A 26,268-nucleotide genomic window follows, 5' to 3' on the forward strand; every position below is an offset into this window, starting at 1 on the left:
CACGGATTCGGGAATAGTTGGTCCCGAAACAGGGTCGGTTTCGTCCCGCATACGGGTATGGGTTGTAGCTTAAATTACTGATTTTATGCTATTTACTGATACATAAATTTCTTAAAGATTCTCAAAGACTCTTACATCTTGTGTAAGTGATCTGCTTTCTTTCCAGTTGCTAGAATATCTGGATATGACCGTCTCGCATGCGAGACAGGCCATCCCAGCAATTTTCGTGAGTCAGAAAATCTATCACATTCGCGAAATTGCTGTATGGTGGCCATTAACGAGAACATAGAGGCCAAGTGGAAATGAGCAGTCAGCCCCCTTCTATATCATTGAAGCCGATAGATCCCGATGATGCGCTTGCGCATGTTCCCCAGCGCGTGACAACAGAACGGTTTACCGTGGCGGCCGAGATCAGCATGCGCGCGCGTGATGATCTTGCGAGACGTGGCTACAAGCCCGACGGAGAAAAAAGCCTCCGTCGATTCGGTATCTGGGAGATTACCACGTTCATGCTCCCGATTTCAGCGCAGCATTTCAGAAGGGTGCTGAAGGCGCACCCTACCCTGCCCCAAGGCGAATCCGACAAGCCGGGCGGTGCGAAGATGTTTACCTTGGATGAGGTGAATACAATCCGCGCATTTCTCGAAAGTGAGGGTCAGCAGGGAAAGGGCTACCGTCCTTACCGCCCCGATAACCAGCCGGCGAAGATCGTGTCCGTGTGCAACTTCAAAGGTGGCGTATCCAAGACGACCACGGGCGCACACCTCGCCATGGCGGCTGCGCTAGATGGGTATCGGGTGCTTGTGGTCGACCTCGACAGCCAGGCGTCGATGAGCACGATGTTTGGGTCCATGGCGGAGGATGAGGCCCAGACGGCCTACTCCATTCTTGCCCGTCACCGTGCCGAACATGTCGCGCGCAGTATGGGGATCGACGACTTCACCGATGAGCGATTGGACGAAGAACTGCGCGCGGCTGCCGCGGTTACGGCTGACGATCTTATCTTTGGGACACACTGGCCTACAATCGACATTTTGCCCGCCCAGCTGAACCTGTATTGGGCAGAGTTTCAGGTGCCGGTCTGGATGCAAACCCATCGAAGCTGGCAGTTCTGGGACGCGTTGAAGTCTTTTCTGCGCGACGAAAGCCTGCTTGATGACTATGACATCATCCTGATCGATACCCCCCCTGCCCTAGGATACCTGACGATCAATGCGTTGTCGGCGGCGGATGTGCTGCTGATCCCCGTCGGTGCGTCGTTCATCGAGTTTGATTCCACGGGTCGTTTCTTCGATATGCTCTACACGACCTTTGTTTCGATCGAAGACAGCATCGCGCGGATATCCGATGATGCTCCGAAGTTTTCCTGGGATGCTGTCCAGGTGCTGTTGACACGGTATGACGATGCGCAGCAATCCGAATTGGCGAATGTGATTCAGGTTTATCTTGACGATTTCGTGGCGCGGCACCGGCAGGAATTTACCGCCTTGGTCGGGCAGGCAGGAGAGAGAGTTTCCGGCATTTACGAGGCAAGCCATACCGATTTTAACCGTGATACCTATCGTCGCGGTCGCGAGACCTTCGATCGGTGCTATCATGAATTCAAAAGACTTTTGATTGGATGCTGGGAACGCGACCGAACTGAGGCAGAGCAGCGAGAGGCGGCGGAATGACACGTAAGCGACTTGGAGCCATCGACCGAACAAGCGTGACGGAGATGCGTGGAGCGGCGGAAAAGGCTGCTCGGGAACGGCGTGGAGTTGCCGCTGGCAAGGCACCTCCCATCGCGCAGGTTGCAGGAACTGCCGCACGGACAATCGAAGACGAAATGCTTCGGCTGCGCAAGGAAAATGAAAGCCTGCAAGGGACGTCCGAGAAATGGCAGCAAGCCGAGCAGGACGGGTTGCTTGTTCACATTCTCTCGCTGGATGATATCGACGTACATTCGCTGTCGCGTGACCGCAGAACGCTGGATCGCGATGGCGAGGCTTGGCACGAGTTGAAGGCCAGCTTGCAGGCGCGGGGACAGCAGGTTCCAATAGAAGTTGGCGCGCGAAATTCCCTGAACGGTAAGCGGCGGCTTATCAGCGGGTATCGTCGCTGGAGCGCCCTCAAGGAGCTTTACGACGAGACCGGCGATGAAAGCTTCTCTCGGGTTAAAGCGCTGGTGTCTCGCGCGCGAGACACCGTCGGTGACATGGTCGCGATGATTGAAGAGAACGAAATCCGGCAGGCGATCAGCTTTTACGAACGTGGACGGATTTGCTGTGTCGCTGCCGAGCAAGGGATCTGTGAAAGTGTCGATGATGCCATTCTCACACTGTTTGGAAATTCCAGCCGGAATCGGCGCTACAAGATCCGGAACTTCACGGTCATTCATGCGCGGCTTGGATCGTATCTCGACTTTCCCGAGTATATCGGCGAACGACTTGGCGCAAAGCTGGCACAGGCGCTCAAGGATGGTCGCGAAGATGAACTGGTAACGGCCCTGTCGGATCGGGAAACGAAGTTTTCTGCCCCCGCCGAGGAGTTGGATCTACTCGAGGCGTTTGTCGGCCGCAAGGGTGTGTTCTCCAAAGCGAAGAAGTCTGCACCCGCGCCAGAGATTTCGGCGTCGGTTTCGAAGGGGAGCGTGGTTTATGCCGCTACCGTGGAAAAGAACGGCAGGGTGTCGATCAAGGTGGATGGGTTGAAGGTCGCGGATGCCGAGGAACTCAATGCATTTCTGATAAAAATAGCAGAGGATACATTGTAAACCTGACCGTCTCGCGCGCGGGACAGCGCCAGTACGAGAGTGCAATATCGCGGGGGCCTCTCTCATTGGAAGCCTACCCTTCGACTGCGGGTTCTGGGCGGCGTGAATTCGCTTCACCCCAACAGATCGGCGGCGGGGTTTGCCGTGATCTCGACATCGTCGTAGTAGCGCATGACCTGGGAAACGGAGCGGTGCAGCGAGAGGCGGCCAGCAGTTGCTTCAGCACATCGCGGGTGATCGGTCGCGAATTTCGGGGGCGCGCCTGGGCACGCCGGGCCTTGGCGCTCCAGCTGGCGATGCGGCGATTCAGCGTCGACGAGCAGGGGCCGCCAATGTCCGGCGTAACCGGGCGGCGATCAGCGCATCCGTGGTGGCGCGTGCCGGGCCGTGGGCGTCGCCGAGATCGCGGGCATGATCCAGAACGAAACGCAGGGCGGTGGTGTCGTCTTCGGACCAGGTGAGGGCTCGGCCCATGCGGGTGGTGACCCAGGCGGAGATGTAGAGAAGAGCCCGCGCATAGGCGCGGAGCGTATTTTCAGGCGTGCCGTGGACATAGAGATCATGCAACGCCGCGTGGTCATCTTCGATGAGGGCAAGCGCACTGTCCGGGAGCGGCAGGGCAGGGGGCGTGTGTCGCGTCGTCGGGCGGCTCCGGCGGGGATTTCGGTGCAGCGTGGCGGGCTCGTCCATCAAAGGCAATAACGCAGACTTATCGGAGCTAAATGGGTGGCGACAGTTGCTGTACCAGAAATGCGCAAAATAATCGAATTACGATCGCACAGATTATAATAAGCTGATAATACACGATAATGTAAACCCTAATGGGCCGGAAGCCAGCTCAGAATCCTCGGCGATCGATATTGTCTTGGTATCTGCCAGTCGCCAGACTGTTCAGCCCGCGACACCAAACGGATGACAAGGGACATCGAAGTCGGTCTCATCTGCTTAATCTGCGCACTGTATGGTAAATCCGCCGGGAGCGAGCATGCCGCCAGGAACAACGACGGTCGGCTTTGAATACATTTACGCGAAGAGTCTAAGGGCCACGGAAGGCTGCATGGAGGATTGCCAACTTGTTTGCGCGTGCTTGAAAAGGGTGGATTCTGGCCGGTCAGACGATCATTTCGGCCGCATAGCTGTCCCAATGGTCGAAAGCGTCGGCTCTGGCGTAGCGGTATGAGGTGGCGGTCAATCGATATCGGCGGGTTTGGAAGATTGTGTTGATCTGGTCGTGAGCGGCGAGAAACCTCGGGGTCTGGCGGGGTGAGTTGAACCTGCCCAGAAGCTTTTCACGTTTGCGGTTGGCCGGTGCGATCCTTCAATCCCTTACCCAACCCGTCGTCAATGCCGTCCTTGAAGCATAAGATCGTTTGGAAGTTCGAATGGATACCCTGTAGATTCAACTTTCAAAGGATGCTGGAAATGTCGCAAGAAGCCATTAGAAAGGTCTGCACAAACCGGTGAAAAGGGGGGATGGACCGATGAAGAAGTGCAGCACCTTGTTCGCGTCGATTGCTTTGTTGAGTTCAACGGCGTGGGCTGACGGCCACTTGGCGGATGGATCGGAGGAAGAGGCGCCGGAAACCGCCGCGGTGGCGGAAGAGGTCGATCTGGCAGCGGCGGAGGTGATATTTCGCAAGTCCTGTCGGGCTTGTCATGGGAACAAGGCGCAGGGTGTCGCAAGCTATCCCAAGCTGTCCGACAAGGAGCCCGAATATATCGCGGAGAAGCTCAGGATCTATCGTTCGGGCGAGCGCATTGGACCGAACTCCATCCTCATGATCCAGCACGCGAAGAAGCTCTCCGACGAAGACATCACTAACTTGTCTATCTACATCACAACGGCATTCGAATGACACAGAACCGGACGGGACCTTCGCCTAATGCGGGCGGTGTGCGGATAAAATCGTTGACCGGCGGATTGTTGATAACCTAACGTCAATGTGTCGGGCTGACGGGATCATGAGAGTGGTGTCAGGTCACCCTTCCCGATTGGTCCGAAACATCGGTTAGGGAGGAAAACCATGTTTCGCCGTACTTCTTCTTCGGCTCTGCCAGCTGTTGCAGCTTTGCTTGCTGGGACAGCCGTATACTGTTCACCCGCGCTCGCACAGAGCGGCATGAACACGACCAGCCTACAGCATGAAATTGTACTGGACGGCCTCGAAAACCCGTGGGACATGGCGTTCTTGGACGATGGCACGATGCTGTTTACCGAGAAGTGCAAGGGCCTGTCCGTCCTTATGCCGGACGGGACGGTCAACGCGATCTACGGGGTGGGTGAGACCGAGGGATACGCGTCCAACGGCTCGGATCTGTTCTGTGAAGGCCAGGCTGGCATGATGGGTGTCGCGTTCGATCCGGACTTTGCGAACAACCACCTCATCTATGTCTATTCGACATCGAACATGTCGGATCCGCACACCAACCGGTTGATGCGCTTTACGCTTAACGAGGATTTTACCGAAGTCTCCGACCGGACCGACATCGTCGACGACGTGCCCTACAAGATGGCGGCGTCGAACCACCCGTTCGGTGGCCCTGGCGCGCATAACGGCGGGCGAGTACGTTTCGGACCCGATGGGGCGTTGTGGTTGACGACAGGCGATACCCATAACGGGCAGGTACCGCAAAGCCCGACGATCATGGGGTCCAAGGTCCTGCGGCTGGACACGGACGGCAATGCCCATCCCGACAACAGCCCGCCCGAAGGTTTCGATCCGCGCACCTACACCTATGGCCACCGCAATGTGCAGGGGCTCGCCTTCCATCCGGAAACCGGCGCGGCGATTGCCGCCGAGCATGGCCCTTGGCATTCGGATGAAATCACGATCCTGCAAAACGGAGGCAATGCGGGCTGGGACCCGAGGCCGAACATGGCCGGGCGCGAAGACTGCCCGGACGACTACTGCGGCTACAGTCCGAACCAGGAAGAGGGCATGAACCGCTATGAGCGGGCGGCCTATATGCCGATGACCGATTTCGACACCTATCCCGATGCCATGCCGCCGATCTGGAACAATAACGGCTGGTCACAGGGTACCTCTTCGGCTGCATTCCTCGAAGGTGAGGCCTGGGGCGACTGGAACGGCGCGATGGTCGTCGGCATCATGGGCATCGGATTTGGCGGTACGCCCATCGGTCAACGGATCGACGTGATCCAGTTCAATGACGACAATACCGACGTCGAGGACGTGACCGAGATGACCCTGCCAATGGAACCGGGGCGGTTCCGTTCGCTCGTCTCCGGCCCGGATGGCAGCCTTTATACCGCCATCGACGAGGGCACGATCAGCAAGCTGACACCCGGTAGCTGATGTATCATGTGGCCGCACGGTTTTGCCGTGCGGCCCGGTCTGGAACGACCAGCGCATCAAGACTTTGGACGCGCTGGTCGTTTACAGTGTTATGATGAATAACCTCGGCAAGATGCATGTTCTTGTCGGCGCTGACAGCGGCGGCCCCGGTTATACATTGCCCGGATTATGTTGCATGAATAAGGTTCGGGTGGCACTGGCGCCTTTCCCCGTGGTTTCAGGCGACACAATCTTCAGAACCCGCCGATATCGCCTTTCCGCTCCGTCCTACCGCCACGCGAGAGCCGACGCGTTCGGCCTTTGGAACGCTTACGCTGCCCAGCTATCAGTCTGATTTCACGTTCCTCGAAAACCGCGTTCCACCTCAAACAACTTGGCAATGCCTTTGCGTAATACGGCGGCAACTGAGGCCTGATTGCTTCGAAGGCCGCGGGTGAAGGATACAAGCATGCTATCCTCGGCTTCGTCGAGCCAGGCGGCCATGGTATGCTCACGGACGTTTCGTACCATCTCAGTAGACCGGTCGGTCAGTTCCCGGGCGGCTGCCAGGGCTGGTGGCGCCGCTTCAATCTGCGCGACCAGCACTGCATCAGGCCGGCACCGTTGATCTCGCCCCATGGTTAGGAGACGAGCGATCCGTCGGATCGGCAGGCCATCTCTGGCCATCCTGCGGAGAGGCTGTGTGCAAACTCCTCCGATGATCTGCTTGATGGTATGAATTTCGCATTCGGTGGGAGGCTATCGATGGGTCAGTATATGGAAGGCGTAGACAGGCAACAGTCGATGTGACATCGCCGGTTGCCCGAAGCCGCGTCGGGGCCAGGACGCACCGCCTGAAGCTTGTCGCAGAGCGGATCATGTCACGAGATCCCGACCGCCAGACCGCCGAAATCCATATCCGCATCGCCATCATGAACCGCTTTACCTCCCACGGCAGCGCCGAGATCGAAGCCACATCCTCACCTCGGGCAGGAAAGGGTCAACTCACCCTGCTGGTCGCTTTGCGCAACAAGAGTCCATGTTGTGGGTGGCGGGCAGATTTGGTGACCGTCCGCTCCGCCATGGCTTTTTTACCGTTCGAGGTTTTCCATCACGAAGTTCAGGCCGAGGGAAAGCAACTGATGCTCGGCGGCGACCACGCGCACGGTGGCGCCGTGATCGCGGGCGAAGACTTGCTCCTCTGTCCGCCATGTTGGCATCCACCATTGCTTGCCCGCGGCCTTCGCCTGTGCAGCGAGCTCGGAGATGTCGGCGCGGTCCTGATCCGTGAAACCGTAGGTCGGACGGCCACGGGTCAGCGCCAGATCGAAAGGGCCCACGAAGATGCCGTCGACTAGCGGGCTGGCGAGCAGGGCCTCGACATCATCGAAGGCCTCGGCGGTCTCAACCATCGGCAGGCAGAGCATCTCGCGGTTCTGCCGGGCGAAGTAATCGTCGTCGGGGGCCTTGAAGCGGGCCGATCGACCGGCGGCGTAGCTGCGCGTGCCCAGCGGCGGGAACTTGCAGGTCGCCAGTGCCGCCTCCGCGTCGGCCAGCCGGCCCACGTGGGGCAGGATCACGGCGTCGACACCCAGGTCGACTGCGCGCTGCACCCAGACAGGCTCGGGTGCCTCAATCTTGGCACAGACCGCGAGGCCCAGGGCGCGGGCCGCGACCACCAGCGCCTCGCGCCGGTCGGCATCATAGCCGTTGTGTTCGATGTCCAGAACCACGCGGCGGAAACCGGCATCGGCGGCCATTTCCAGCAGATCGAGGTTGGGGGTGCTCATCCAGAAAGCGAAGGAATTCATCATCATGCCATCACGTGGTGGGTGTTGGAGGGCAGGGTGCTGCGCACCCGGTCTAGATAGGCGAAGTCAAGCTCGGCAAAGGTGACACCGGGCTGCGCCGAGGCGCGGGCGATCACGGTGCCCCAGGGGTCGATCACCATGGAATTGCCAAAGCAGGCGCGTTCGCCGGCGGGCTCCGCATGCAGGCCGATCTGTGCAGGTGCGATCACGTAGGCTTGTGTCTCGATAGCGCGCGTTCGAAGCATGCACTCCCAGTGGTCTTTCCCTGTTTCCATGTTGAAGGCGGCCGGCAGCACAATCAGGTCACAGCCGTCGCGCATATGGGCGAGGAACAGTTCGGCAAAGCGCAGGTCGTAGCAGATGGCACAGCCCGCGCGGCGGTCCGCGATGGTGTAGCCGGTCACTCTGTCGCCCCGGTCGATAACGTCGGATTCGCGGAAGACATGGCCTGAGGGCGTTTCCACGTCGAACAGGTGGATCTTGCGGTAGCGGGCGATCTCTGTTCCGTCAGGGCCGAAGGTAATGCTCGTATTGTAGTAGCGTCCGTCTGCGATCTCCAGCATCGAGCCTGCGTGGAAGGTTGTGCGATAGCTGCGTGCCAAGGATTGCAGTGCGCGGTAGGCCTCGCCATCGGGCAGGCTCTCGGCTGCGTCCCATTGCGCCTCCTGCGTGCCTCCGAGGAAGGTAGCGTATTCAGGTGCCGCTACCAGGTCCACCTCCCCTGGCGTGATATGGGTGCGGAACAGCGCCTCGATCCTATCGAGGTTGCGGAGCTTGTTGTCCCGCGAGTTCATTTGAAGCATCGCGATCTTCATAGAAGTCTCTCTCTTTCTAAGCAGGGTCTTGGCCCTTGTTGCCTGCAGCGCCCTTTGGTCACCGGTCTGGAGCGTTCAGCGACGCTGCTTGGCCGAAGGTCTGAAAAGTTAAGAAAACTTTTCGTTTGACCTCAGGGTTGATTCTTATATTGTATTATGATGCATTAGAATACAATACAGAGACATCCTGACAGGGAGTGACAGAATGATATTTCGAAACCGAGTTGGATCTTCGCTTCTGGGCATCATGACTGCTCTGGCCGCAGGCGGGGCCGCAGCAAATACGCTGAACGTGCAATTGTCAGCGGACATCCGAAGTTCCCGCCCCGGCGTGAATCGCGATGCGCTGTCGGACATGGTGGCGCTGAACGTTGCCGAAGGACTGTTCGCGATCGGTGAGCGGGGCGACATCGTGCCGATGCTGGCAGAAAGCTGGACGGTGTCGGAAGACGGGACTGTCTACACCTTCACCCTGCGCGACGGGCGGACCTTCCATAACGGCGCGCCGGTCACCGCAGAGCTGGTGAAGCAGAGTTGGGAGGCCATGCTGGCCGCGCCCGATTTCAACTGCACCGGCTTTTTCGATGGCAGCCGCGGAGTCGAGCTGGTCTCGATCAAGGCGCCGGACACGCGCACCGTGGTCATGACGCTGGCCGAGCCCGACGCCATGTTCCTGAAGAACGCCGCGCAATCGCAATGCGGGGGCATGGCGGTGACCCATCCCGACAGCTTCGCCGCCGACGGCAGCTGGGATCATCCGATCGGAACCGGTCCCTTTGTCTTCGACGAATGGCGGCGCGGACAGAACCTGATTCTGAAGAAATATGACGAGTACCGTCCGCTTGAAGGCGAGATCAACGGATTCGCGGGCCACAAGGGGGCTTTGGTCGACACCATCAACCTGGTGGTCACTCCGGATCGTGCCACCGCAGTGGCGGCCCTGCGCAGCGGCGATCTGGACGTCGTGCCTTACCTGTCGACCTCGGAAGCGGCGGAACTGAAGGAGGAAGACGGTTTCGTCGTGAAATCCGCGCCGCACGGCGGCATGATCACCCTGCTGATGCAGACCGAGGATCCGGTCCTGTCTTCGACCGAGATGCGCATGGCTGTCGCCAAGGCGCTGGACATTCCGCAACTGGTCGACGTGGCGACCGACGGGCTGGGAACGGCGAATGCTTCGCTGGTGCCGATCAACTCAATCTACCACGACTCGGTTCAGCAACGATCTGTGGGCTATGCCCCCGAAGAGGTTCCCGCGCTGCTTGAGGCGGCAGGCTACGGCGGCGAGGAACTCGTCATCCAGACCAACCGTCGCAACCCGATCAACGAGAACGTTGCCGTTCTGGCTCAGGCCATGCTGCAGATGGCCGGGATCAACGCCCGTATCGAGGTGCTAGAATGGGCGACGCAGCTTGACCGCTTCCGCTCCGGCAGCTTCCAGATGTCCGCCTTCAACTACTCCAACCGTGCCGACCCGGTTCTGGCGTACAGCGCCGTCGTCGACAGCAAGGAAAACCGGGGCAGCGCCATCTGGGACGATCCGCGCGCGATCGAGCTGGTGGAGCAGACCCTGCAGACCCCGGACGGTGAAGCGCGTCAGGTGCTCTTCGACAAGCTGCATGAACTCTATCTCGAACAGATGCCGTTCGTGATGCTGGCAAACAACCTGAACGTTTCGGTCAATGCCGACTACGTGGAGGGCTACAGCACCTGGAACGGGTTTGCTCGTCTCTGGGGCGTCAGCGTCGACAAGTAAGCCCGACGGCAAGGAGACACGGGGACAAGCATGACCAGATTCGTTTTGTCGCGGCTCATTTCCGCGATACCCACCCTCTTTCTCGTATCGCTGGCGGTGTTCACACTGATCCGGCTGATCCCAGGGGATCCCGTAAGCCTCATGCTCGGCGACAATCTCGACGAGGCGGCCTATGCGGCCATGTCGCATCAGCTGGGTCTGGATCGGCCGATTTCGATGCAGTTCCTTCTGTGGTTGCAGGGGGTGCTCCACGGAGATCTAGGTCACTCCATCACCACCGGCGAGGCTGTACTGCCACTTGTGCTGCAGCGCTTTGCCATCACCGCTCAACTGGTGCTGGTCTCGGTCGGGTTGGCCACCGTGCTGGCTGTTCCCCTAGGCATGCTGGCGGCCTGGCGGCAGAACTCGGCCTTCGACCTTGGCGTGGTCATCGGCGCGACCGCGTTGATGTCGATCCCGACCTTCTGGATGGGCCTGATGCTTCTGCTGCTCTTCGGCCTGAACCTGGGCTGGCTGCCGGTCCTGGGCTATGTCTCGCCCTTCGAAAACTTCGGGGCAGGGGTGCTTTACCTCGTGATGCCTGTGGCAGCACTCGTGCTGCATGAATGCGGCATCCTGGTGCGGATGTCGCGGGCCTCGACGCTTGATGTGCTGCGCCTCGACTATGTTACCCATGCCCGCGCCAAAGGCCTGACCGAGGGTCAGGTGCTGCGCCATCATGTCTTCCGCAATGCCTTTGGCCCGACGTGGACCCTTCTGGGGCTGATCCTGGGCAACCTGCTGGGTGGCGTCGCCGTGGTCGAGACGGTCTTCACCATCCCCGGACTCGGTCGGTTGATCGTGGAGTCGATCTATGGCCGCGACTACCCGGTGCTGCAGGGGTGCCTGCTCTTCGTCGCCGTCACCTACGTGGTCGTGAACCTGTTTGTCGACCTCTGTTATCCGCTTTTCGATCCGAGGGTGAAGACCACATGAACCTTGGCAGATCCAACAAGTATCTCGGCGGCCTGCTGATCGCCTTCTTTCTGATCGCGGCCTTGCTGGGATGGCTCTGGACGCCTTACGATCCGCTGGCGCTGGATCTGGACGCAAGGCTTCAGGCGCCCGACGCCGCCCACTGGCTCGGTACCGATGAATATGGCCGTGACGTGCTGTCGCGCCTGATGGCGGCGGCGCTCACCTCGGTCACCATTTCGGCGCTGACGGTCAGTTTCGCCGTGACCTTCGGCATCCTGCTGGGCGCCGTCTCGGGCTATGCGCGGGGCTGGGTGGACCGAATAGTAATGCTCTTCACCGACACCTTGCTGGCCTTCCCGTCGATCCTCCTGGCGCTCGCGTTGCTGTCGATCATGGGCGCCACTATCTGGGGTGTGATCCTCGCGCTCGGACTGGCCTATATGCCGACCGTGACCCGCGTCATGCGCGGGGCGGTGATGTCGCTGCGCGAACAGGAGTTCATCGAGGCCTCGCGCCTGATGGGGCACCCGGTCGGCTACACGCTGCGGGCCCACGTCATCCCCAACTGCCTCGCGCCGATGATCGTGATTGCCACCTCCATGTTCGGCTCGGTCCTGCTCACGGAAAGTGCCCTGTCGTTCCTCGGTCTCGGTGTGCCACCGCCGGCTCCCACATGGGGAAACATGCTTGCCGGGGCGCGGCCCTACATGTCGCAGGCCTCGTGGCTGGGCATCTTCCCTGGTCTCTGCATCGCGCTGACCCTGTTGGGGATCAACCTCTTCGGCGATTACGTCCGAGACCGTTTCGACCCGCGCATGAGGGGGCTGTGATGAGCGATCAGGAAAAACTGCTGAGCGTCGAGAACCTTGAACTGGTGGTTCCCGGTCTGCCTGAAACGCAGATCGTCCGCGGCGTTGGATTCGAAATATCGCCGGGCGAGATGGTGGGGCTGGTCGGAGAATCCGGGTCGGGAAAGACCATGCTCGGCCGCGCCATCGTCGGGTTGCAGCCCGGCGGAATTGTCCGCCGGGGTGGCACCATCCGCTTGCGTGGGAAGGACCTGTCGCAGATGTCTCCGCGCGAGTTGCGGCAGATGCGGGGCGACGAGGTCTCGATAGTCTTCCAGGAGCCGATGACCTCACTCAATCCCTCGATGACCATTGGACGACAGCTGGATGAACCGCTGCGCACCCATACCAAACTGAGGGCCTCCGAACGGCGGGCAAGGATCATCGCCATGATGGAACGCGTCGGAATTCCCGGTCCGGAGGAGCGGCTCGAAGATTTCCCGCACGAGTTCTCGGGCGGCATGCGGCAGCGGATCATGCTGGCTTCGGCCATGCTGCTGAAGCCAGCGCTGCTGATTGCGGACGAGCCGACCACCGCTCTGGATGCATTGGTTCAGCGCGAGGTGCTCGAGCTGATGGTGGAGATGACACGTGAGAACGGGACGTCGCTGATCCTGATCAGTCACGACCTGCCGATGGTCGCGCGGTACTGCGAGAGGATCATGGTCATGCGCCAGGGAGAACTGGTGGAACAGGGTAAAGCGCGACAGATCCTGGCCACGCCCGCGCATGATTACACCCGCAAGCTCTTGGCCGCGATGCCCGAACGTGGACCCTTGCGCGAGTTCGACGAGGACGAAATTCCGCTGGTCGAGCTCCGCGACCTGAAGGTCGAGTATGTCTCGCGGGGTGGTCTACTGTCGCGCGCGAACCGCAAGCTGGCCCTGAAGGGCGCAAGCCTGTCGGTGCGGCGCGGCGAAGTGGTGGCCGTGGTCGGCGCCTCGGGTTCCGGCAAGACGACACTTGGCCGGGCGCTCGCGCATCTGATCCCCCATAGCGGAGGCGAGATCCTGTTTCGCGGGGAGCCGGTCCGGCAGGGTGGAAAGGGTTGGATGGATTTCCGCCTGAACTGCCAGATGATCTTTCAGGATCCCTTCGGATCCCTCGATCCGCGCTTTCCCATTCGCCGCGCGCTGGCCGAGGCGCTCTATCACGTGGATCTGAGCCTCGAGGACAAGGAGGCCCGTATCCGGCGCATCGTGACGGAGGTAGGTCTTGAGCAGAACCACCTCGATCGTTTGCCGCACGAGATGTCGGGCGGTCAGCGCCAGCGCGTGGCGATCGCCCGCGCAATCATCTCCGAGCCCGATTTTGTCATCGCGGACGAGGCGGTCTCGGCGCTCGACGTCACGGTACGGGCGCAGGTACTGGATCTGCTGGCCGATCTGCAGAGACGGCACGGTTTCTCCTGCCTTTTCATCAGCCATGACCTGGGTGTGGTGGAACAACTCGCCGATCGCGTCGTAGTGATGCGCGACGGCGAGATCGTCGAGGCCGGGTCGCGCGACGGCATCTTCGACAGCCCGCAAAGCGGATACACCCGCGCCCTGCTTTCGGCGATCCCGACCCTGAAGCGTACCGGAACGGGGGTCGAACTGAGCTGGCGCTTCGATGCCCCAGAGGCATGGGCATGAGGCGGGGGAACGACCTGCCGCGCCGAGCGCCCGAGGACCACGGGACCGATCCACAGATTCTGTTGCGGATGCTTGACAACATTGCCGCAGAGGGTCTCGAGGTTCACAGCTTGCTGGTCTGGCACGATGGCGTCCTCATACAGGATGCCTACTGGGACCCCTACGGGCCAGAGCGGCTACACATGATGCATTCGGTCACCAAGAGCTTCACCGCCATGGCGGTCGGGCTGGCTTGGGACGACGGGCTTCTGGATCTTGACCTCCCGGTGATCGGTTTTTTCCCTGAGCATCGCGCCGTGGCACCCGAAGGGATCGAGGCGATGACCTTGCGCCATTTGCTGACGATGACCAGTGGTCACGGGCGGGGCATATCCGGCGGTGCCTGGCGCAAGTTGAAGACAAGCTGGGTTGCGGATTTCCTGCGACAGCCGCTCGACCATACGCCCGGAAGCGTCTTCGTCTACGACAGCGCCTGCAGCTATGTCCTGTCCGCCATTGTCCAGAAGGTCACCGGCCGAACCTGCCACGCCTACCTGCGTGATCGAGTGTTCGATCCGATCGGCCTTTCGCCGGCGATCCGCTGGGACCTGAGCCCAGAAGGGATTAACAGCGGCGGCAACGGCCTGTGGTGCCGCAGCAGCGATCTGCTGTCCCTAGGCATCCTGCATCTGCAGGAAGGACGTTGGCAGGGACGCCAGATCCTGTCACGCGATTGGGTGCGGGCGGCCACGGGCATGCAGGTTCGCGACGTCTCGCTGGGCGTTCTGACCGGCGAGGCCTATCTCGGCCCCGGCGAAAGTCACGAGGGTGCCGAGGCGGAGCGCCGTGAAGGCTACGGGTTCCAATGGTGGCGCGGGCCCCGCAACAGCTATTCCGCCAACGGACTCTTCGGACAGAACTGCTTCGTTTTTCCCAACGAGCGTGCGGTCGTGGCGGTTACTGCCGGCATGGATGACGAGGACACCCGCCTGAAGCGCATGATCCACGACGATCTGCGGCCTGCTCTGGGACAATGGCGCGGAGCAGAGCTGGCACCGCGCCTGGCTGAGCTGGATCTGGCTTGCCCCCCGCCAGGCAATATCTCCGTTGCGCCTGCGGGGTGGCAGGGCCTATATCTGGCGCGTCAGAACGAACAGGATATAGCTTGCCTCCGGCTGGAGATCGTCGGTGATGCGATCCGCCTTGTGGTTGAGGATCGCCGCGGCCGGCACGAGGTGTTGGCTGGTCTGGGGCATCGTTGCGAAGGCATGACGACCATGACCGGCGCGCGGCTCCATCATGCCTACGAAGCCGATCCGCCTGGCTTTCGTGTTGCCGCCTGGGCGGCCTGGTCCGCCTCTGACGCCGAGGGCTGGAGTTGCCTGACGCTCGACTGGGCCTTCGTCGAGACGGCCTTCCGAGACACGCTCCGGATCCGGCTGCGCGGTGGCGAGCTGCGACTGCAGCGCGAGGTGAATGTCAACTCCTCGATCCGCAGCCTTCCGGAACTGCGCGCCGATCAGGTCGCAGAGGATTGTCGTGAACCCGAGGAGATCGCCCCATGAGTGTGCCCCTTCATCTGGCCCGCATGACCCAGGACGAGGCCGCCCGGCATCTGCGCGAGAACCCCGTGATCCTGCTGCCGCTTGGCTCGCAGGAAGGGCAGGGGCCGCACGTGCCGATGGGCGACTACAGGCTCTCCGAGGCACTGGCTGAACGGGTTTCCGCGCGCAGTGGGGCGTTGGTCGCCCCGGCTCTGCCCTTCGGCTACGCGGATTTTTTCCGGGACTACCCGGGGGGCATGCAACTGCGGCCCGCGACCTTCACAGCCCTGCTGACCGATATGCTGACCAGCCTTCTGGACCATGGGTTGACCCGATTGCTGATCCTGAACGGACACAGCACCAACGAGCCGCTGATTGCGCAGGTCGCCCGCGAGTTGCGCCGTCAGCGTGGGGCGGTTGTCGCCTCGGTCGATCTCTGGCCCTCGGTGCCTGCGTCCCTCCTACGGGACCTGTTCGGTGAGGTCCGGGTGCGGGGTCACGGAGCAGAACCGGTTTCCTCCGTGGCCATGCACCTGTTGCCTGGAGAGGCCCACGCCCTCGACGAGGCTCCGACCGACAGGCGGGGTCGCTTGTTCGACCTGCCTCTGCGCGGAGTATCTGGCGCGAATTTCGAAGGCTTGCGGGTGAACATGCCCGTCATGGCGGGCGAGATCGCGCCGGACGGACTTCTGGGCGGTGACGCGACACGCGGCTCGGACGAAGCCGGCGCCGCGATCACCGAGGATCTGGTGAACCGCCTCTGCAAACTTGTCACCCACTTTCAAGAGGCGGACCCGCCGTCGCTTGCACCCGGAAAGGAACCTGTGCCGTGAGCCGTTACCGTATCGACCCGATGCCCGCCCCCGCCGATCCGGCTTTGCTGTCCGCGCTGGAACGCATCGAAACTGCCACTCTCGGCCACGTGCGCCTGACCGGGATGATGGACCGCCGCGTCCGTTCGCTGGACCCTGCCCAGAGCGCCCGCGCCGGTGTGGCGGTGACACTGGCCCTTCCTGCCATGTGCTCTACCTTGATGCACCATGCGGTCAGCATCCTTCGACCCGGGGACATGCTTGTCGTGGACCGGCTCGGCGACGATCGCTTCGCCTGTCTCGGCAGTGCGGTGGCAAGGGCAGCCCGGCTGGCGGGTGCCGTCGGCGTCGTGATCGACGGCCCCGTCACGGATGCAGCCGACATCCTGACCGAGGGTCTGCCGGTCTGGTCCCGCGGTCCCTCGTCGCTGACCACCCGACGGCTGGAGCTGGGTGGCACGCTCAACCGGCCCGTCAGCTGCGGCGGCGTGCCGGTGCTGGCCGGTGACATCGTGCTGGGCGATGCCTCGGGCGTGGTGGTGCTTCCCGCCGAGGAGGCCGAGGCCGAGGCCGCGGCGGGTCTGGCCCGCGAGGGCCGGGTCGCCCGCACAATGGACCGCCTCGCGGCAGGCGAAAGACTTGGCGATATCACCGGGGTGAACGCCCGGATCGCCGCCCTGAGCGAACCGGAGGATATAGAGAAATGAAACAGGACCTCGCCGTGGCGCCACTGGTGCCAATGCCGGCCTCTGTTGCGGACGTTCTGACCGTCACCGCGCCCCGCACGCCGATGATACCACTGGTGCTGGACAGCCCTCACAGTGGTACGTTGCTACCCGGGGATTTCCAACCTGCGGTCGGCCCCTCCATGGTGCGCATCTCGGCCGACACCCATGTCGACGATCTCTTCTCGGAGGCGCCTGATCACGGTGCGCCGTTACTCGCAGCGCTCTTTCCGCGCAGTTTTCTCGATGTGAACCGCTCCCTTTCGGATATGGACCGGCTCATGGTGAAGGGGGGCTGGCCGCATCCGACCCGCGACAGCAACACCGCGCGGCGCGGCATGGGCCTGATCTGGCGCAAGGCTTGGGGCGAGACGCCGATGTACGACGCGCCGCTGTCGATTGCCGAGGCCGAGGCGCGAATCCGGCGCTACTGGTTGTCCTACCACGACGCGCTTCGGCAGCTCTTGGACGGGGCCTTCGCCCAATATCGCCGCGTCTGGCACATCAACTGCCACTCGATGACCGATGCGGGGCATGCCATGTCCTCTGACGGGCCAGGCACGGCTCGCGACGATATCTGCATTGGTGACATGCATGGCACCTCCGCCGGGCCGGAGTTCACTGCTCTGCTGCGCGAGATCCTCACCGACGAGGGTTTCCGCGTGGCGATGAATAAGCCCTTCAAGGGCGCCGAGCTGACCGAAGCCTATGCCAACCCCGTCATCGGCCGCCATTCCGTGCAGTTCGAGATCAATCGCCGCCTGTACATGGATGAAACCACTCGAGAGCGCAGCGCGGATTACCCTGCCTTTAAGGCGGCAATGACCCGCCTGGTCGAGCGCGTCGCGGATTACATCGAAGGAGAGCTGTCCTGATGGCCCGCATGAATTTCTACCGCCTGCCGGCCAGCGCCATGTTCGCGGCCCGTTGCGACCCGCGCTTCCACTACTGCACCTATGTCCCCGAAAGCTACGACCCCGAGGGAAGCCGAAGCTATCCGCTGGCGGTGCTGATCCACCACAGCAAGCGCGACGCCCAGGCGCTGCGCGACCGGTTCATTGCGTTCGCCGAAGTGCATCAATGCGCACTTCTGGCGCCGCTATTCCCCTGCGGCATCAACGGCGTCGATGATTTCAACAACTACAAGCTGCTGCGCCACGGCGGCGTGGCCTATGACCAGGTCCTGTTGGAAATGATCGAAGAGATTTCCGAGGTCTTCCACCTGCAGACCAACCGGGTGCTGATGTATGGTTTTTCGGGCGGAGGGCAGTTTGCGCATCGCTTCCTGCTACGCCATCCTGACCGGCTCCGCGGTATCTCTATCGCGGCGCCGGGTACGGTCACCCTGCCGGGCGATCCGCGCGGCTGGTGGGTCGGCACCGGCGACATGGAAGACGTTACGGGCGCGCCGCTGAACCCCGGGAAGATCCGCGAGGTGCCGATCCAGCTTCTGGTCGGGGCCGATGACCTTGGGCCGGAGGGCATGACGATCGGTCCCGGGTCCGATTTCTGGTGCGAGGGGGCCAATGATGCCGGTGCCACACGCGTCGCCCGGCTGTCGGCGCTGGAGGCGGCATTGCGCGACCTTGGTGCGGCACCGGAACGGCAGGACCTTCCGGGCGTCGGGCATGATGCCGTGGCGGTGCAGCCACCGGTCGAGAACTTCTTCGGCCGACTGCTGGCGGGTTAGTCTATATTCGCTGTGTCGTCTGATGCGCGGTTGAGATGACGGTCGAGGATTTGCGCGGCGGTTTCCGTGTCGCCGGCTTCAATCGCGTCGAGAATGGCCAGGTGGTCGCGCGCCGCTTTGCGTATGCGGTCGGCGCTTAATTCGGTAAACTCCACCACCTCGGTTATCCGACGCAAGCTGTTCTGCCGTGCGATCGCCTCTGACAGGAACCGGTTGTGTGCCCAGCCCACGACCGTCGCGTGGAATTTCGCGTTGGCCTCGAACCATTCCGCTCCGGCTATCTGATCGACGGGTGTGTCGTTAAGACGCTGCTGCTGCGAGCGCAACTCGGCCAGTTGAGCCAAGTCCGGATGAAAACCGGGATCACGTACCGCGCCGCATTCGACTATCACGCGGAAACCATAGCTGGCGTTGATCGCCTCGGGATTGTCGAGGGTCTCGGCAAAGCGCCAGCCATGGCCGGTGCGCCGCTCCGCGAGGCCGGCATTGGCGAAGCGCATCAGGACCAGCCGGATCATGCCGCGGGTGGTGCCGAAATGCTCGGCTAGCTCCGCCTCGGACACATCAGAGGCGATTTTGCCCGAGGCCCGTGCGGTCATGACCCGCTCGTAGAGCGTTTCGGTTTCCGATTTGGGAAGCAGGGTCGTCAAGCGATCGTTTTCCGCCGGGAGCCCATGAAAGCGGAAACCGACGTTGGGTATCTTGGTGAATAGCCCACGTTCCTCCAGCAACGTCAGCACTCGACGGACCGGCGTCCGCGACGTGCCCAGAAGTTCCGCCAGTGGCGTTTCCGAGACATGCTCGCCCTCGACCCACTGCCCGTTCTGGGCGAGGGTGAGGATCTTGTGGGCGATCTCGGCCTGAAGATTGCTCAGCCCCGTGGTGGATGTATCGGAAACGGAGGTCATGTTTGGGTCTCGGATTTTTCGTGCAGTTGTCTTGCCTTGCGGCGAAAGCGGAGCGGTAGTCGGATAATATTGAACGCATACGACAAATTCCGGAGCCTGAGAAGCTCGCGTGAACGGCTGAGAGCGGGTGTGCTAGAGCGTGCTCGAATGGAGCGGGCGGGATGCGTACCATTCGTGCGGCATGAAAGCACGCGCCAGTAAACGCTGGACCGTGCGCAGTTCGGTGTGGTGGAAGCCTGTCAGCATCGCGACGGAACTCTGGTTCAGGATGTCATTGCGAAAAGCCTTGTCGGATTGGAACCTCGCAGCGAGACGGATTAGCAATGCGAGTTCTTTGGCTGGATAATTGACTGGGCGATCGTAGTCGTCTTCCAGATCAAGCCCATCGCAAACGCTTTCATCCATTTTCCGTTTCCCGTTCTGCTGGGCCGCGAAGCCCTCCAGAACCCCATCGAAACTCCTGTCGGATGTTCTGCGTGGCGATCCGGTCTGTCCGGCAAACGGCCCTAGAGCTGCACGACCGTCATTCGTTTGGCCGAAGAGGCGAATCAGGTCGTCCGCGTAGTTAAACCAGCTTGGCAGGCGCCAATCTTCTCTGTGTTTCTTTGTATCCGGGAATTTTTTGATCACGGGCATCTCCTTTCGGGAGGGCCGTATGATGCGTGGCGTTGTTGCAGATATCGGCGAGGATTCCCTTCATGAATCCAGTGATGTAGCTGGCGTCTATGCCGAAGCCTCCTCCAACCCGCTACCGTACGACGAACTGGTCCGAGTATAACGCTGCGCTGCGCAAGCGTGGCTCGCTCTCGGTCTGGTTCGACCCCGACATGGTTTGGTATGCGCAGAAGTCCGGCAAGCGGGGACGGCCCGAGACTTTCTCGGAATGAGGAGGGCCAGTAAACCGTCCGGGGGACGGTTTACCCGACGAATGCGATCCAGGCTTGTCTGACGCTGAAAGTCCTGTTCGGTCTTCCGCTCCGCCAGACCGTTGGATTGGTCGAAAGCCTGATCCAGATGGCTGGTCTCGACTGGCCGGTGCCGGATTTCTCGACCCTGTGCCGTCGCCAGGCGCGGATTGCGGTGCAGATCCCGTATCGCGTCTCCGGGCAGCCGCTGAACCTGTTGATCGATAGCACAGGCATCAAGTTCCGTGGTGATGGTGAGTGGCTGGCCCGCAAGCATGGAACCTCGCGCCGCAGGAAGTGGCGGAAAGTACATATCGCCATGGACGCCGGCACGGGAGACGTTCGCGCGGTCGAGTTCACATCAAGCCGTCAGGGCGACAGCCGGCTGCTGCCGGAGCTGCTGGCACAGATCCCGACCGACGAGACGATCGAGACCGTCACCGCCGACGGCGCCTATGACACGCGACGTTGCCATGGAGCGATCATTGATCGAGGTGCCGATGCGTTCGGGCATTCCTTCGAACCCGTGGCAGTCATGCCCTCACTACCCATCCGTCGCAACGGGCGCGCCTGGAAGGCAGACTGCCACGCGGCCATCACGAGAAACGAAATCCTGCGTGCAACCCGACATCTGGGCCGGGCACTTTGGAAGAAGTGGGTACGATACCATGTCCGAAGCAGGTTCGAGGCCAGGACGAACTGCCTGAAACTTTTCGGTGAGAGGATCATGTCCGTTCGCCATGGTCACTCGAACCGGTGGCGTGACATGGCTCACTCCCGACCGCCAAACCGCCGAAATCCACATCCGCATCGCAATCATGAACACCTTCTCGGCCCTCGGCAGGGCCGAGATCGAAGCCATCGCCTGAACTCTGCCGGGAAAGGGCGCATTCACCCTCGAACCTGATTTGCGCAACATTGCCGGGTCTCCCTGCGCATAAAGGTCGAGATTGAGAAGCCATACCGTTTCATCGTCGATCATGACCTGATCGGGATAGAAATTGCGGTAAATGCTGTGTGTCAGCGTGAAAGTTTGACCCATTTCATCACTTTGAATTGACTCACCTTGGCTCCATCTCTTCTGATATGTTTCAATAGGTTATAGTGACCTCTAGCGGATCACGCTTCCTTGCACATATGGTTCAAATTCACAAAACGACGCACAGCGCTCAGGCGCGCAGATGTCACGACAAAGTTGCTCCGGGACTGCGGCATGGAGCTCCTTCGTTGCGATATATCAGAAGAGGGAAAGAACTCCATGATCGACACGCATCAAAGGTAACTCAGAGCCAAAATTTCATCCCGATAGTTTACACGAGTAAATTAATACTATACTCGAGTATAAATCTGGAGGAGGATGCTGGCCGATGGGCGGAGCAGCATCCCGATGTCCTGGGAGGAACACTTATGCGATCCATCACCCGCACGCTTCTTGCGTCGACCACGCTCGCGCTCATGACCGCCACTGGCGCCATGGCCGATGGCATCGGCGCGTCGCTGCTGACGCAGCAGCACCCGTTCTACATCGAGATCAACAACGCCATGGAGGCCGAGGCAGACGCCCGCGGCGTCCCGCTCGAGGTGTCCATCGCCAACCAGGACCTGTCCAAGCAGCTGGCCGACGTCGAGGACTTCATCGTCAAGGGCGTCGACGTGCTGGTGATTTCCCCCGTCGACAGCCAGGGCGCCCTGCCCGCAATCATGAAGGCCAAGGCCGCCGGCATCGAGGTGATCACCGTGGATGTGCCAGCCGAAGGCGTCGACGTGACGTCCTACATCGGCACCGACAACTACACCGGCGGCGTGCGCGCGGCGGAACTGATGGGCGAACGGCTTGGCGGTGAGGGCAAGGTCGCGATCATCGACTACCCGACCGTGCAATCGGTCGTCGCCCGCATCGACGGTTTCAAGAAGGGCCTCGAAGAGTTCCCCGGCATTGAGATCGTCGCCCAGCAGACCGGCATCACCCGCGCCGAAGCGCTGGCAGCAGCGCAGAACATGCTGCAGGCTAACCCCGACATCAGCGGGATCTTCGGCTTCGGCGACGATGCCGCCCTTGCCGCCGCCGTGGCGGTGAAGAGCGCGGGCCTCTCCGAGCAGGTCCAGGTCATCGGCTTCGACGGCATGGAAGAGGCGCGTAATGCCGTCGATTCCGATCCTGTCATGGTGGGCGTGATCCAGCAGTTCCCCGATCAGATGGGCAAGATGGCCGTCGACACCGCCATCGCCATCATGAACGGCGAAGAGGTGCCCGCCGAGCAGCCCATCGTCCCGGGCGTCTACACCGGCAAATGACCCTTGGTGACCGGTGGCCCGAGCGCCGCCGGTCACCACACGGCCACCCCCGGGGCACATCGCGTCACCGGGACCGACCCGAGTTTCCTGATTTTCCAAAGGAGGCCGCTATGGAGCATGGCGACGTCGTCCTGCACCTGACCGGGGTCCGCAAGACCTTCGGCCCCATCGTTGCACTCAAGCACATGGACCTGACCGTGCGCGCCGGCCGTGTTCACACGATCCTTGGCGAGAATGGTGCAGGCAAGTCCACGCTGATGAAGATCCTCGCCGGCGTGCAGCTGCCCACCGGCGGCGACATCACCCTTGGCGGCGCGCCTTTCCAGCCGCGCACCCCGCAGGAGGCCGCCAACGCCGGGCTGGCCATCGTGTTCCAGGAACTCAGCCTCTGCAACAACCTGACCGTGGCCGAGAACATCCTTGCCACGCGCGAACCCACCCGGATGGGCTTCATCTCGGACCGCAAGCTGGTGGCGCAGGCGCGCGCGCTGGTGGCCGAGCTTGGCCTGCCGCTCGATGTCAACGCGCGGGTTGCGGACCTGTCGATCGCGCAGCGCCAGCTGGTCGAGATCGCCAAGGGCCTGAGCCATGACGCGCGGGTGGTGATTTTCGACGAGCCGACCTCGTCGCTGTCGGACAGCGAGGCCGAGATCCTGTTCCGGATCATCGACAAGCTGACCGCGCAGGGCAAGGCGGTGATCTACATCTCGCACCGCATGGAAGAGATCATGCGCCTGTCCGATGACATCACCGTGGTGCGCGACGGCGAATATGTGGACACCGTGGAAAAGGACGACACCACCATCGATGCGCTGATCGCCATGATGGTCGGGCGGCGCATGGACAAAATCTATCCTCCTCATCTCGAACCGGAAACCGCGCCGGGCACCAACCCCCTGCTCAGGGTCAGCGGCCTGTCCCGCCGGGATGCCTTTGACGACGTGAGCTTCGATCTGGCACCGGGCGAGATCCTCGGGGTCTTCGGCCTTGTCGGCTCAGGGCGGTCCGAGGTCATGAACGCGCTTTTCGGGATGCTGCCCGCTGATGCTGGGCGGGTCGAGATCAACGGTGCCGAGGTGAGGATCAACAGCGCCGCGCAGGCCATCGCGCAAGGCATCGGCTTTGTCACCGAGAACCGTAAGGAACAGGGGCTGGTGCTATCCCATGCCCTGCGTCCCAACGTGACCATGGCCGCGCTGTCGCGGTTTTCCGGGCGCGGCTTTCTGCGCAGCGGCCCCGAACGCGCCGCCGCCGCCGCCGAGGTGCAGCGCCTCGGGATCCGTACCGGGTCGATCGAGACGGTGACCGGCACCCTTTCAGGCGGCAACCAGCAGAAGGTGGTCCTTGCCAAGTGGCTCGCCACCCGCCCGCGAATTCTGATCCTCGACGAGCCGACCCGGGGAGTCGACGTGGGCGCCAAGTTCGAAATCTACCGCATCATCCGCCAGCTTGCCGCCGAAGGCACGGCAATCCTCATGGTGTCCTCGGAATTGCCCGAGGTGCTCGGGATGGCCGACCGCGTGATGATCATGTCCGAGGGACGTGTGGCCGCCACCGCCCCCCGCGACACGCTGACACCCGAGAGGGTGATGACCTTTGCCACGGGACATGTCCAATGACCGATACTACCTCCACGCAGCCGCAGGGCCACAGCTACATCCGCGCCATGATCCGCCAGTATGCGGGGATCGTGCTCTCCCTGCTGGCGCTTTGCGTCATCTTTTCGCTGACCAACGACCGCTTCCTGTCGCTGGCCAACTTCACCAACATCTTCCAGCAGGTGGCGGTGATCGCCATTGCCGCCTTCGGCATGACATGGGTGATCCTACTCGGCGAGATTGACCTGTCCATCGGGTCGATCATCGCTGTCGCGGGGATGGTCGGGGCACAGGTGATCGGGCTTGGCTGGGGATTTGTGCCAGCGCTGGTGCTGACACTGGCCTCGGGCGCGATCATGGGGCTCTTCAACGGCACCATGACGGCCAAGCTGATGCTGCCGTCCTTCATCGTCACAGTCGCCACCATGAGCATCTACCGCGGCTTCGTCAGCCTGCCCACTGGCGGCGCCCCCGCCATGAACATGGACCCCACCTGGATCGCGATCGGCGCGAACAGCTTCCTCGGCCTGCCGATCATCATCTGGATCGTGCTGGCGCTGTTTCTCGTCAACCACGTGGCGCTGGCGCACACCACCTTCGGCCGCAAGGCGTATCTTACGGGGGGCAACCGCGAGGCGGCGCTGTATTCCGGCATCAACGTGGATGGCATGAAGATCAAGATCTTCATGATCTCGGGCGTCATGGCGGCGATCTCGGGGATCCTGCTGTCCTCGCGGCTCTATTCGGCGCAGACCAACGCCGGCATGAGCTACGAGCTCGATGCCATCGCCGCCGCCGTGCTGGGCGGCACGTCGCTGGCAGGCGGGGTCGGCACCATGGTGGGCACGCTGATCGGCGCGCTGATCATCGGGGTGCTCAACAACGGCATGAACATGCTGTCGGTGCCCTATTTCTACCAGCTGATCGTCAAGGGGCTGGTGATCCTCATCGCCGTCTGGCTCGACGTGCGCTCCAAGCAGCGGCAGGGCTGAGCCATGGCAAAGGTCCTGACCGTCGGAGAGATCCTTGTCGAGATCGTCGCCACCACGAAAGGCGATGGCTTTCGTGAGGCCCAGCCGCTGATCGGCCCCTTCCCCTCGGGGGCGCCGGCCATCTTCATCGACCAGGTGGGCAAGCTCGGCACGCCCTGTGCCATCCTCGGCCGCATCGGCGACGATGATTTCGGCCAACTCAACCTTGACCGGCTGCGCGCCGACGGGGTGGATGTGAGCGGAGTCGAGATCGCGCCGGGCGAAAGCACCGGCTCGGCCTTCGTGCGCTACCGCGAAGACGGCTCGCGTGTCTTCGTGTTCAACATCGCTAACGCCGCCTGCGGCACCCTGCCTGCCACGCCCCACGGCCGCGCGGTCATGGACGGCTGCACCCACATGCATGTCATGGGCACCGCCCTCGCGGCCCCCGGCCTTGCCGCGCGCGCCATGGAGGCCATCGAGGTCATCAGGAAGAACGGCGGCACGCTAAGCTTCGACCCCAACCTGCGCCCAGAGATCCTGAACACCCCCGGCCTGCGCGAGGCGCTCGACAACGTGCTCGAACAGACCGACCTCTTCCTGCCTTCGGGGGACGAGATCTTTCTCTTCACCGAGGCACAGACCGAAGCCGAAGCGGCTGCCGAACTGCTGGAGCGCGGCGTGCGCGACATCGTCATCAAGCGCGGCGCCGATGGGGCAAGTCACTTCAACGCCGGAGGGCGCACCGATGCTGCGGCGATCGCGGTCGAAGAGCTCGACCCCACCGGCGCAGGTGATTGCTTCGGCGGGGCCTTCGTCAGCTTCTGGCTGAACGGGGCCGATCCCGCCACCGCGCTGACCCACGCGAATGCGGCCGGTGCGCGCGCCGTCACCCGGCTTGGCCCCATGGAGGGCACCTCGACCCGGGCGGAGCTGGCCACGCTGCTTGCTACGACCGAAACCGCCTGA

General features: G+C 62.0%; 22 protein-coding genes and 5 pseudogenes. 21 read left to right on the forward strand and 6 right to left on the reverse strand.

The features are described from left to right. Positions 1-302: 302 nt before the first annotated feature. From FPZ52_RS11420 to FPZ52_RS11430, 3 genes are all read left to right on the forward strand, one after another. Positions 303-1,673 (forward strand): AAA family ATPase, encoded by a 1,371-nt coding sequence (locus tag FPZ52_RS11420; RefSeq protein ID WP_146365762.1) that lies wholly within the window; start codon positions 303-305, stop codon positions 1,671-1,673. Beyond that, entirely contained in the window at positions 1,670-2,755 is a 1,086-nt protein-coding gene (locus FPZ52_RS11425) for a ParB N-terminal domain-containing protein (protein WP_146365763.1), read from the forward strand. The genes FPZ52_RS11420 and FPZ52_RS11425 overlap by 4 nt, the downstream gene beginning before the upstream one ends. A 411-nt stretch (positions 2,756-3,166) precedes the next feature. After that, complete coding sequence (locus FPZ52_RS11430; RefSeq protein ID WP_146365764.1) at positions 3,167-3,457, forward strand: hypothetical protein; 291 nt, start codon at positions 3,167-3,169, stop codon at positions 3,455-3,457. Positions 3,458-3,866: 409 nt separating this feature from the next. Here the strand turns inward: FPZ52_RS11430 and FPZ52_RS11435 are convergent. Next, positions 3,867-4,078, reverse strand: a pseudogene (locus FPZ52_RS11435) (IS6 family transposase); the annotation flags it as partial. 158 nt (positions 4,079-4,236) lie between these two features. Here FPZ52_RS11435 and FPZ52_RS11440 point away from each other — a divergent pair. From FPZ52_RS11440 to FPZ52_RS19210, 3 genes and pseudogenes are all read left to right on the forward strand, one after another. Then, the gene (locus FPZ52_RS11440; protein WP_146365765.1) at positions 4,237-4,611 is read left to right on the forward strand and encodes a c-type cytochrome; all 375 of its coding nucleotides are present in this window, start codon (positions 4,237-4,239) and stop codon (positions 4,609-4,611) included. Between the two features lie 168 nt (positions 4,612-4,779). Continuing rightward, positions 4,780-6,072 carry a PQQ-dependent sugar dehydrogenase gene (locus tag FPZ52_RS11445; RefSeq protein ID WP_146365766.1) on the forward strand — a complete coding sequence of 431 codons (1,293 nt, stop codon included), beginning with the start codon at positions 4,780-4,782 and terminating at the stop codon, positions 6,070-6,072. 223 nt (positions 6,073-6,295) lie between these two features. Then, a pseudogene (locus FPZ52_RS19210) lies at positions 6,296-6,406 on the forward strand (IS6 family transposase); the annotation flags it as partial. Positions 6,407-6,456: 50 nt separating this feature from the next. Here FPZ52_RS19210 and FPZ52_RS19575 read toward each other — a convergent pair. After that, positions 6,457-6,720: pseudogene (locus tag FPZ52_RS19575) on the reverse strand (ISL3 family transposase); the annotation flags it as partial. Between the two features lie 155 nt (positions 6,721-6,875). On the opposite strand from FPZ52_RS19575, the pseudogene FPZ52_RS19215 reads away from it, so the two are divergent. Continuing rightward, a pseudogene (locus FPZ52_RS19215) lies at positions 6,876-7,022 on the forward strand (IS5/IS1182 family transposase); the annotation flags it as partial. A 120-nt stretch (positions 7,023-7,142) separates the two neighbouring features. Here FPZ52_RS19215 and FPZ52_RS11455 read toward each other — a convergent pair. Then, a complete protein-coding gene (locus FPZ52_RS11455; RefSeq protein WP_240804456.1) occupies positions 7,143-7,868 on the reverse strand; it encodes an HpcH/HpaI aldolase family protein in 726 nt (241 codons plus the stop codon). Next, positions 7,865-8,677, reverse strand: coding sequence for a carbon-nitrogen hydrolase family protein (locus tag FPZ52_RS11460; protein ID WP_146365767.1), 813 nt, complete (start codon positions 8,675-8,677; stop codon positions 7,865-7,867). The genes FPZ52_RS11455 and FPZ52_RS11460 overlap by 4 nt, the downstream gene beginning before the upstream one ends. A 331-nt stretch (positions 8,678-9,008) precedes the next feature. Here FPZ52_RS11460 and FPZ52_RS11465 point away from each other — a divergent pair, with 331 nt between their 5' ends. From FPZ52_RS11465 to FPZ52_RS11505, 9 genes are read left to right on the forward strand one after another with little or no spacing between them, the layout of a single operon-like run. Further along, entirely contained in the window at positions 9,009-10,433 is a 1,425-nt protein-coding gene (locus FPZ52_RS11465) for an ABC transporter substrate-binding protein (protein ID WP_240804457.1), read from the forward strand. A gap of 30 nt (positions 10,434-10,463) precedes the next feature. Further along, a complete protein-coding gene (locus FPZ52_RS11470; RefSeq protein ID WP_146365769.1) occupies positions 10,464-11,408 on the forward strand; it encodes an ABC transporter permease in 945 nt (314 codons plus the stop codon). Next, a complete protein-coding gene (locus FPZ52_RS11475; protein WP_146365770.1) occupies positions 11,405-12,220 on the forward strand; it encodes an ABC transporter permease in 816 nt (271 codons plus the stop codon). Before FPZ52_RS11470 ends, FPZ52_RS11475 begins: the two co-directional genes overlap by 4 nt. Continuing rightward, positions 12,220-13,872: a dipeptide ABC transporter ATP-binding protein gene (locus tag FPZ52_RS11480; RefSeq protein ID WP_146365771.1), complete on the forward strand. Its 1,653-nt coding sequence runs from the start codon at positions 12,220-12,222 to the stop codon at positions 13,870-13,872. The genes FPZ52_RS11475 and FPZ52_RS11480 overlap by 1 nt, the downstream gene beginning before the upstream one ends. Then, entirely contained in the window at positions 13,869-15,416 is a 1,548-nt protein-coding gene (locus FPZ52_RS11485) for a serine hydrolase domain-containing protein (RefSeq protein ID WP_240804458.1), read from the forward strand. Before FPZ52_RS11480 ends, FPZ52_RS11485 begins: the two co-directional genes overlap by 4 nt. Then, positions 15,413-16,228 carry a creatininase family protein gene (locus FPZ52_RS11490; RefSeq protein ID WP_146365772.1) on the forward strand — a complete coding sequence of 272 codons (816 nt, stop codon included), beginning with the start codon at positions 15,413-15,415 and terminating at the stop codon, positions 16,226-16,228. Before FPZ52_RS11485 ends, FPZ52_RS11490 begins: the two co-directional genes overlap by 4 nt. Further along, positions 16,225-16,914, forward strand: a complete 690-nt coding sequence (locus FPZ52_RS11495; RefSeq protein ID WP_240804459.1) for an RraA family protein — start codon at positions 16,225-16,227, stop codon at positions 16,912-16,914. Before FPZ52_RS11490 ends, FPZ52_RS11495 begins: the two co-directional genes overlap by 4 nt. Beyond that, positions 16,911-17,807 carry an N-formylglutamate amidohydrolase gene (locus FPZ52_RS11500; protein ID WP_146365773.1) on the forward strand — a complete coding sequence of 299 codons (897 nt, stop codon included), beginning with the start codon at positions 16,911-16,913 and terminating at the stop codon, positions 17,805-17,807. Before FPZ52_RS11495 ends, FPZ52_RS11500 begins: the two co-directional genes overlap by 4 nt. Continuing rightward, positions 17,807-18,622 (forward strand): alpha/beta hydrolase, encoded by an 816-nt coding sequence (locus FPZ52_RS11505; RefSeq protein ID WP_146365774.1) that lies wholly within the window; start codon positions 17,807-17,809, stop codon positions 18,620-18,622. Before FPZ52_RS11500 ends, FPZ52_RS11505 begins: the two co-directional genes overlap by 1 nt. Here FPZ52_RS11505 and FPZ52_RS11510 read toward each other — a convergent pair. Both FPZ52_RS11510 and FPZ52_RS11515 read right to left on the reverse strand, forming a co-directional pair. After that, on the reverse strand, positions 18,619-19,530 hold the full coding sequence (locus FPZ52_RS11510) for a GntR family transcriptional regulator (RefSeq protein ID WP_146365775.1): 912 nt from the start codon (positions 19,528-19,530) through the stop codon (positions 18,619-18,621). The genes FPZ52_RS11505 and FPZ52_RS11510 overlap by 4 nt on opposite strands. Before the next feature lie 132 nt (positions 19,531-19,662). Next, positions 19,663-20,160 carry a hypothetical protein gene (locus FPZ52_RS11515; RefSeq protein WP_146365776.1) on the reverse strand — a complete coding sequence of 166 codons (498 nt, stop codon included), beginning with the start codon at positions 20,158-20,160 and terminating at the stop codon, positions 19,663-19,665. A gap of 95 nt (positions 20,161-20,255) precedes the next feature. Here FPZ52_RS11515 and FPZ52_RS11520 point away from each other — a divergent pair. From FPZ52_RS11520 to FPZ52_RS11540, 5 genes and pseudogenes are all read left to right on the forward strand, one after another. Then, positions 20,256-21,304: pseudogene (locus FPZ52_RS11520) on the forward strand (IS5 family transposase). A 538-nt stretch (positions 21,305-21,842) separates the two neighbouring features. Continuing rightward, the gene (locus tag FPZ52_RS11525) at positions 21,843-22,730 is read left to right on the forward strand and encodes a substrate-binding domain-containing protein (RefSeq protein WP_146365777.1); all 888 of its coding nucleotides are present in this window, start codon (positions 21,843-21,845) and stop codon (positions 22,728-22,730) included. Positions 22,731-22,840: 110 nt separating this feature from the next. Continuing rightward, positions 22,841-24,349, forward strand: a complete 1,509-nt coding sequence (locus tag FPZ52_RS11530) for a sugar ABC transporter ATP-binding protein (protein ID WP_146365778.1) — start codon at positions 22,841-22,843, stop codon at positions 24,347-24,349. Next, positions 24,346-25,320, forward strand: coding sequence for an ABC transporter permease (locus tag FPZ52_RS11535; RefSeq protein WP_146365779.1), 975 nt, complete (start codon positions 24,346-24,348; stop codon positions 25,318-25,320). Before FPZ52_RS11530 ends, FPZ52_RS11535 begins: the two co-directional genes overlap by 4 nt. A 3-nt stretch (positions 25,321-25,323) precedes the next feature. Next, positions 25,324-26,268 carry a tagatose kinase gene (locus FPZ52_RS11540; protein WP_146365780.1) on the forward strand — a complete coding sequence of 315 codons (945 nt, stop codon included), beginning with the start codon at positions 25,324-25,326 and terminating at the stop codon, positions 26,266-26,268.

This window comes from Qingshengfaniella alkalisoli, from assembly GCF_007855645.1.
GTDB lineage: Bacteria > Pseudomonadota > Alphaproteobacteria > Rhodobacterales > Rhodobacteraceae > Qingshengfaniella > Qingshengfaniella alkalisoli.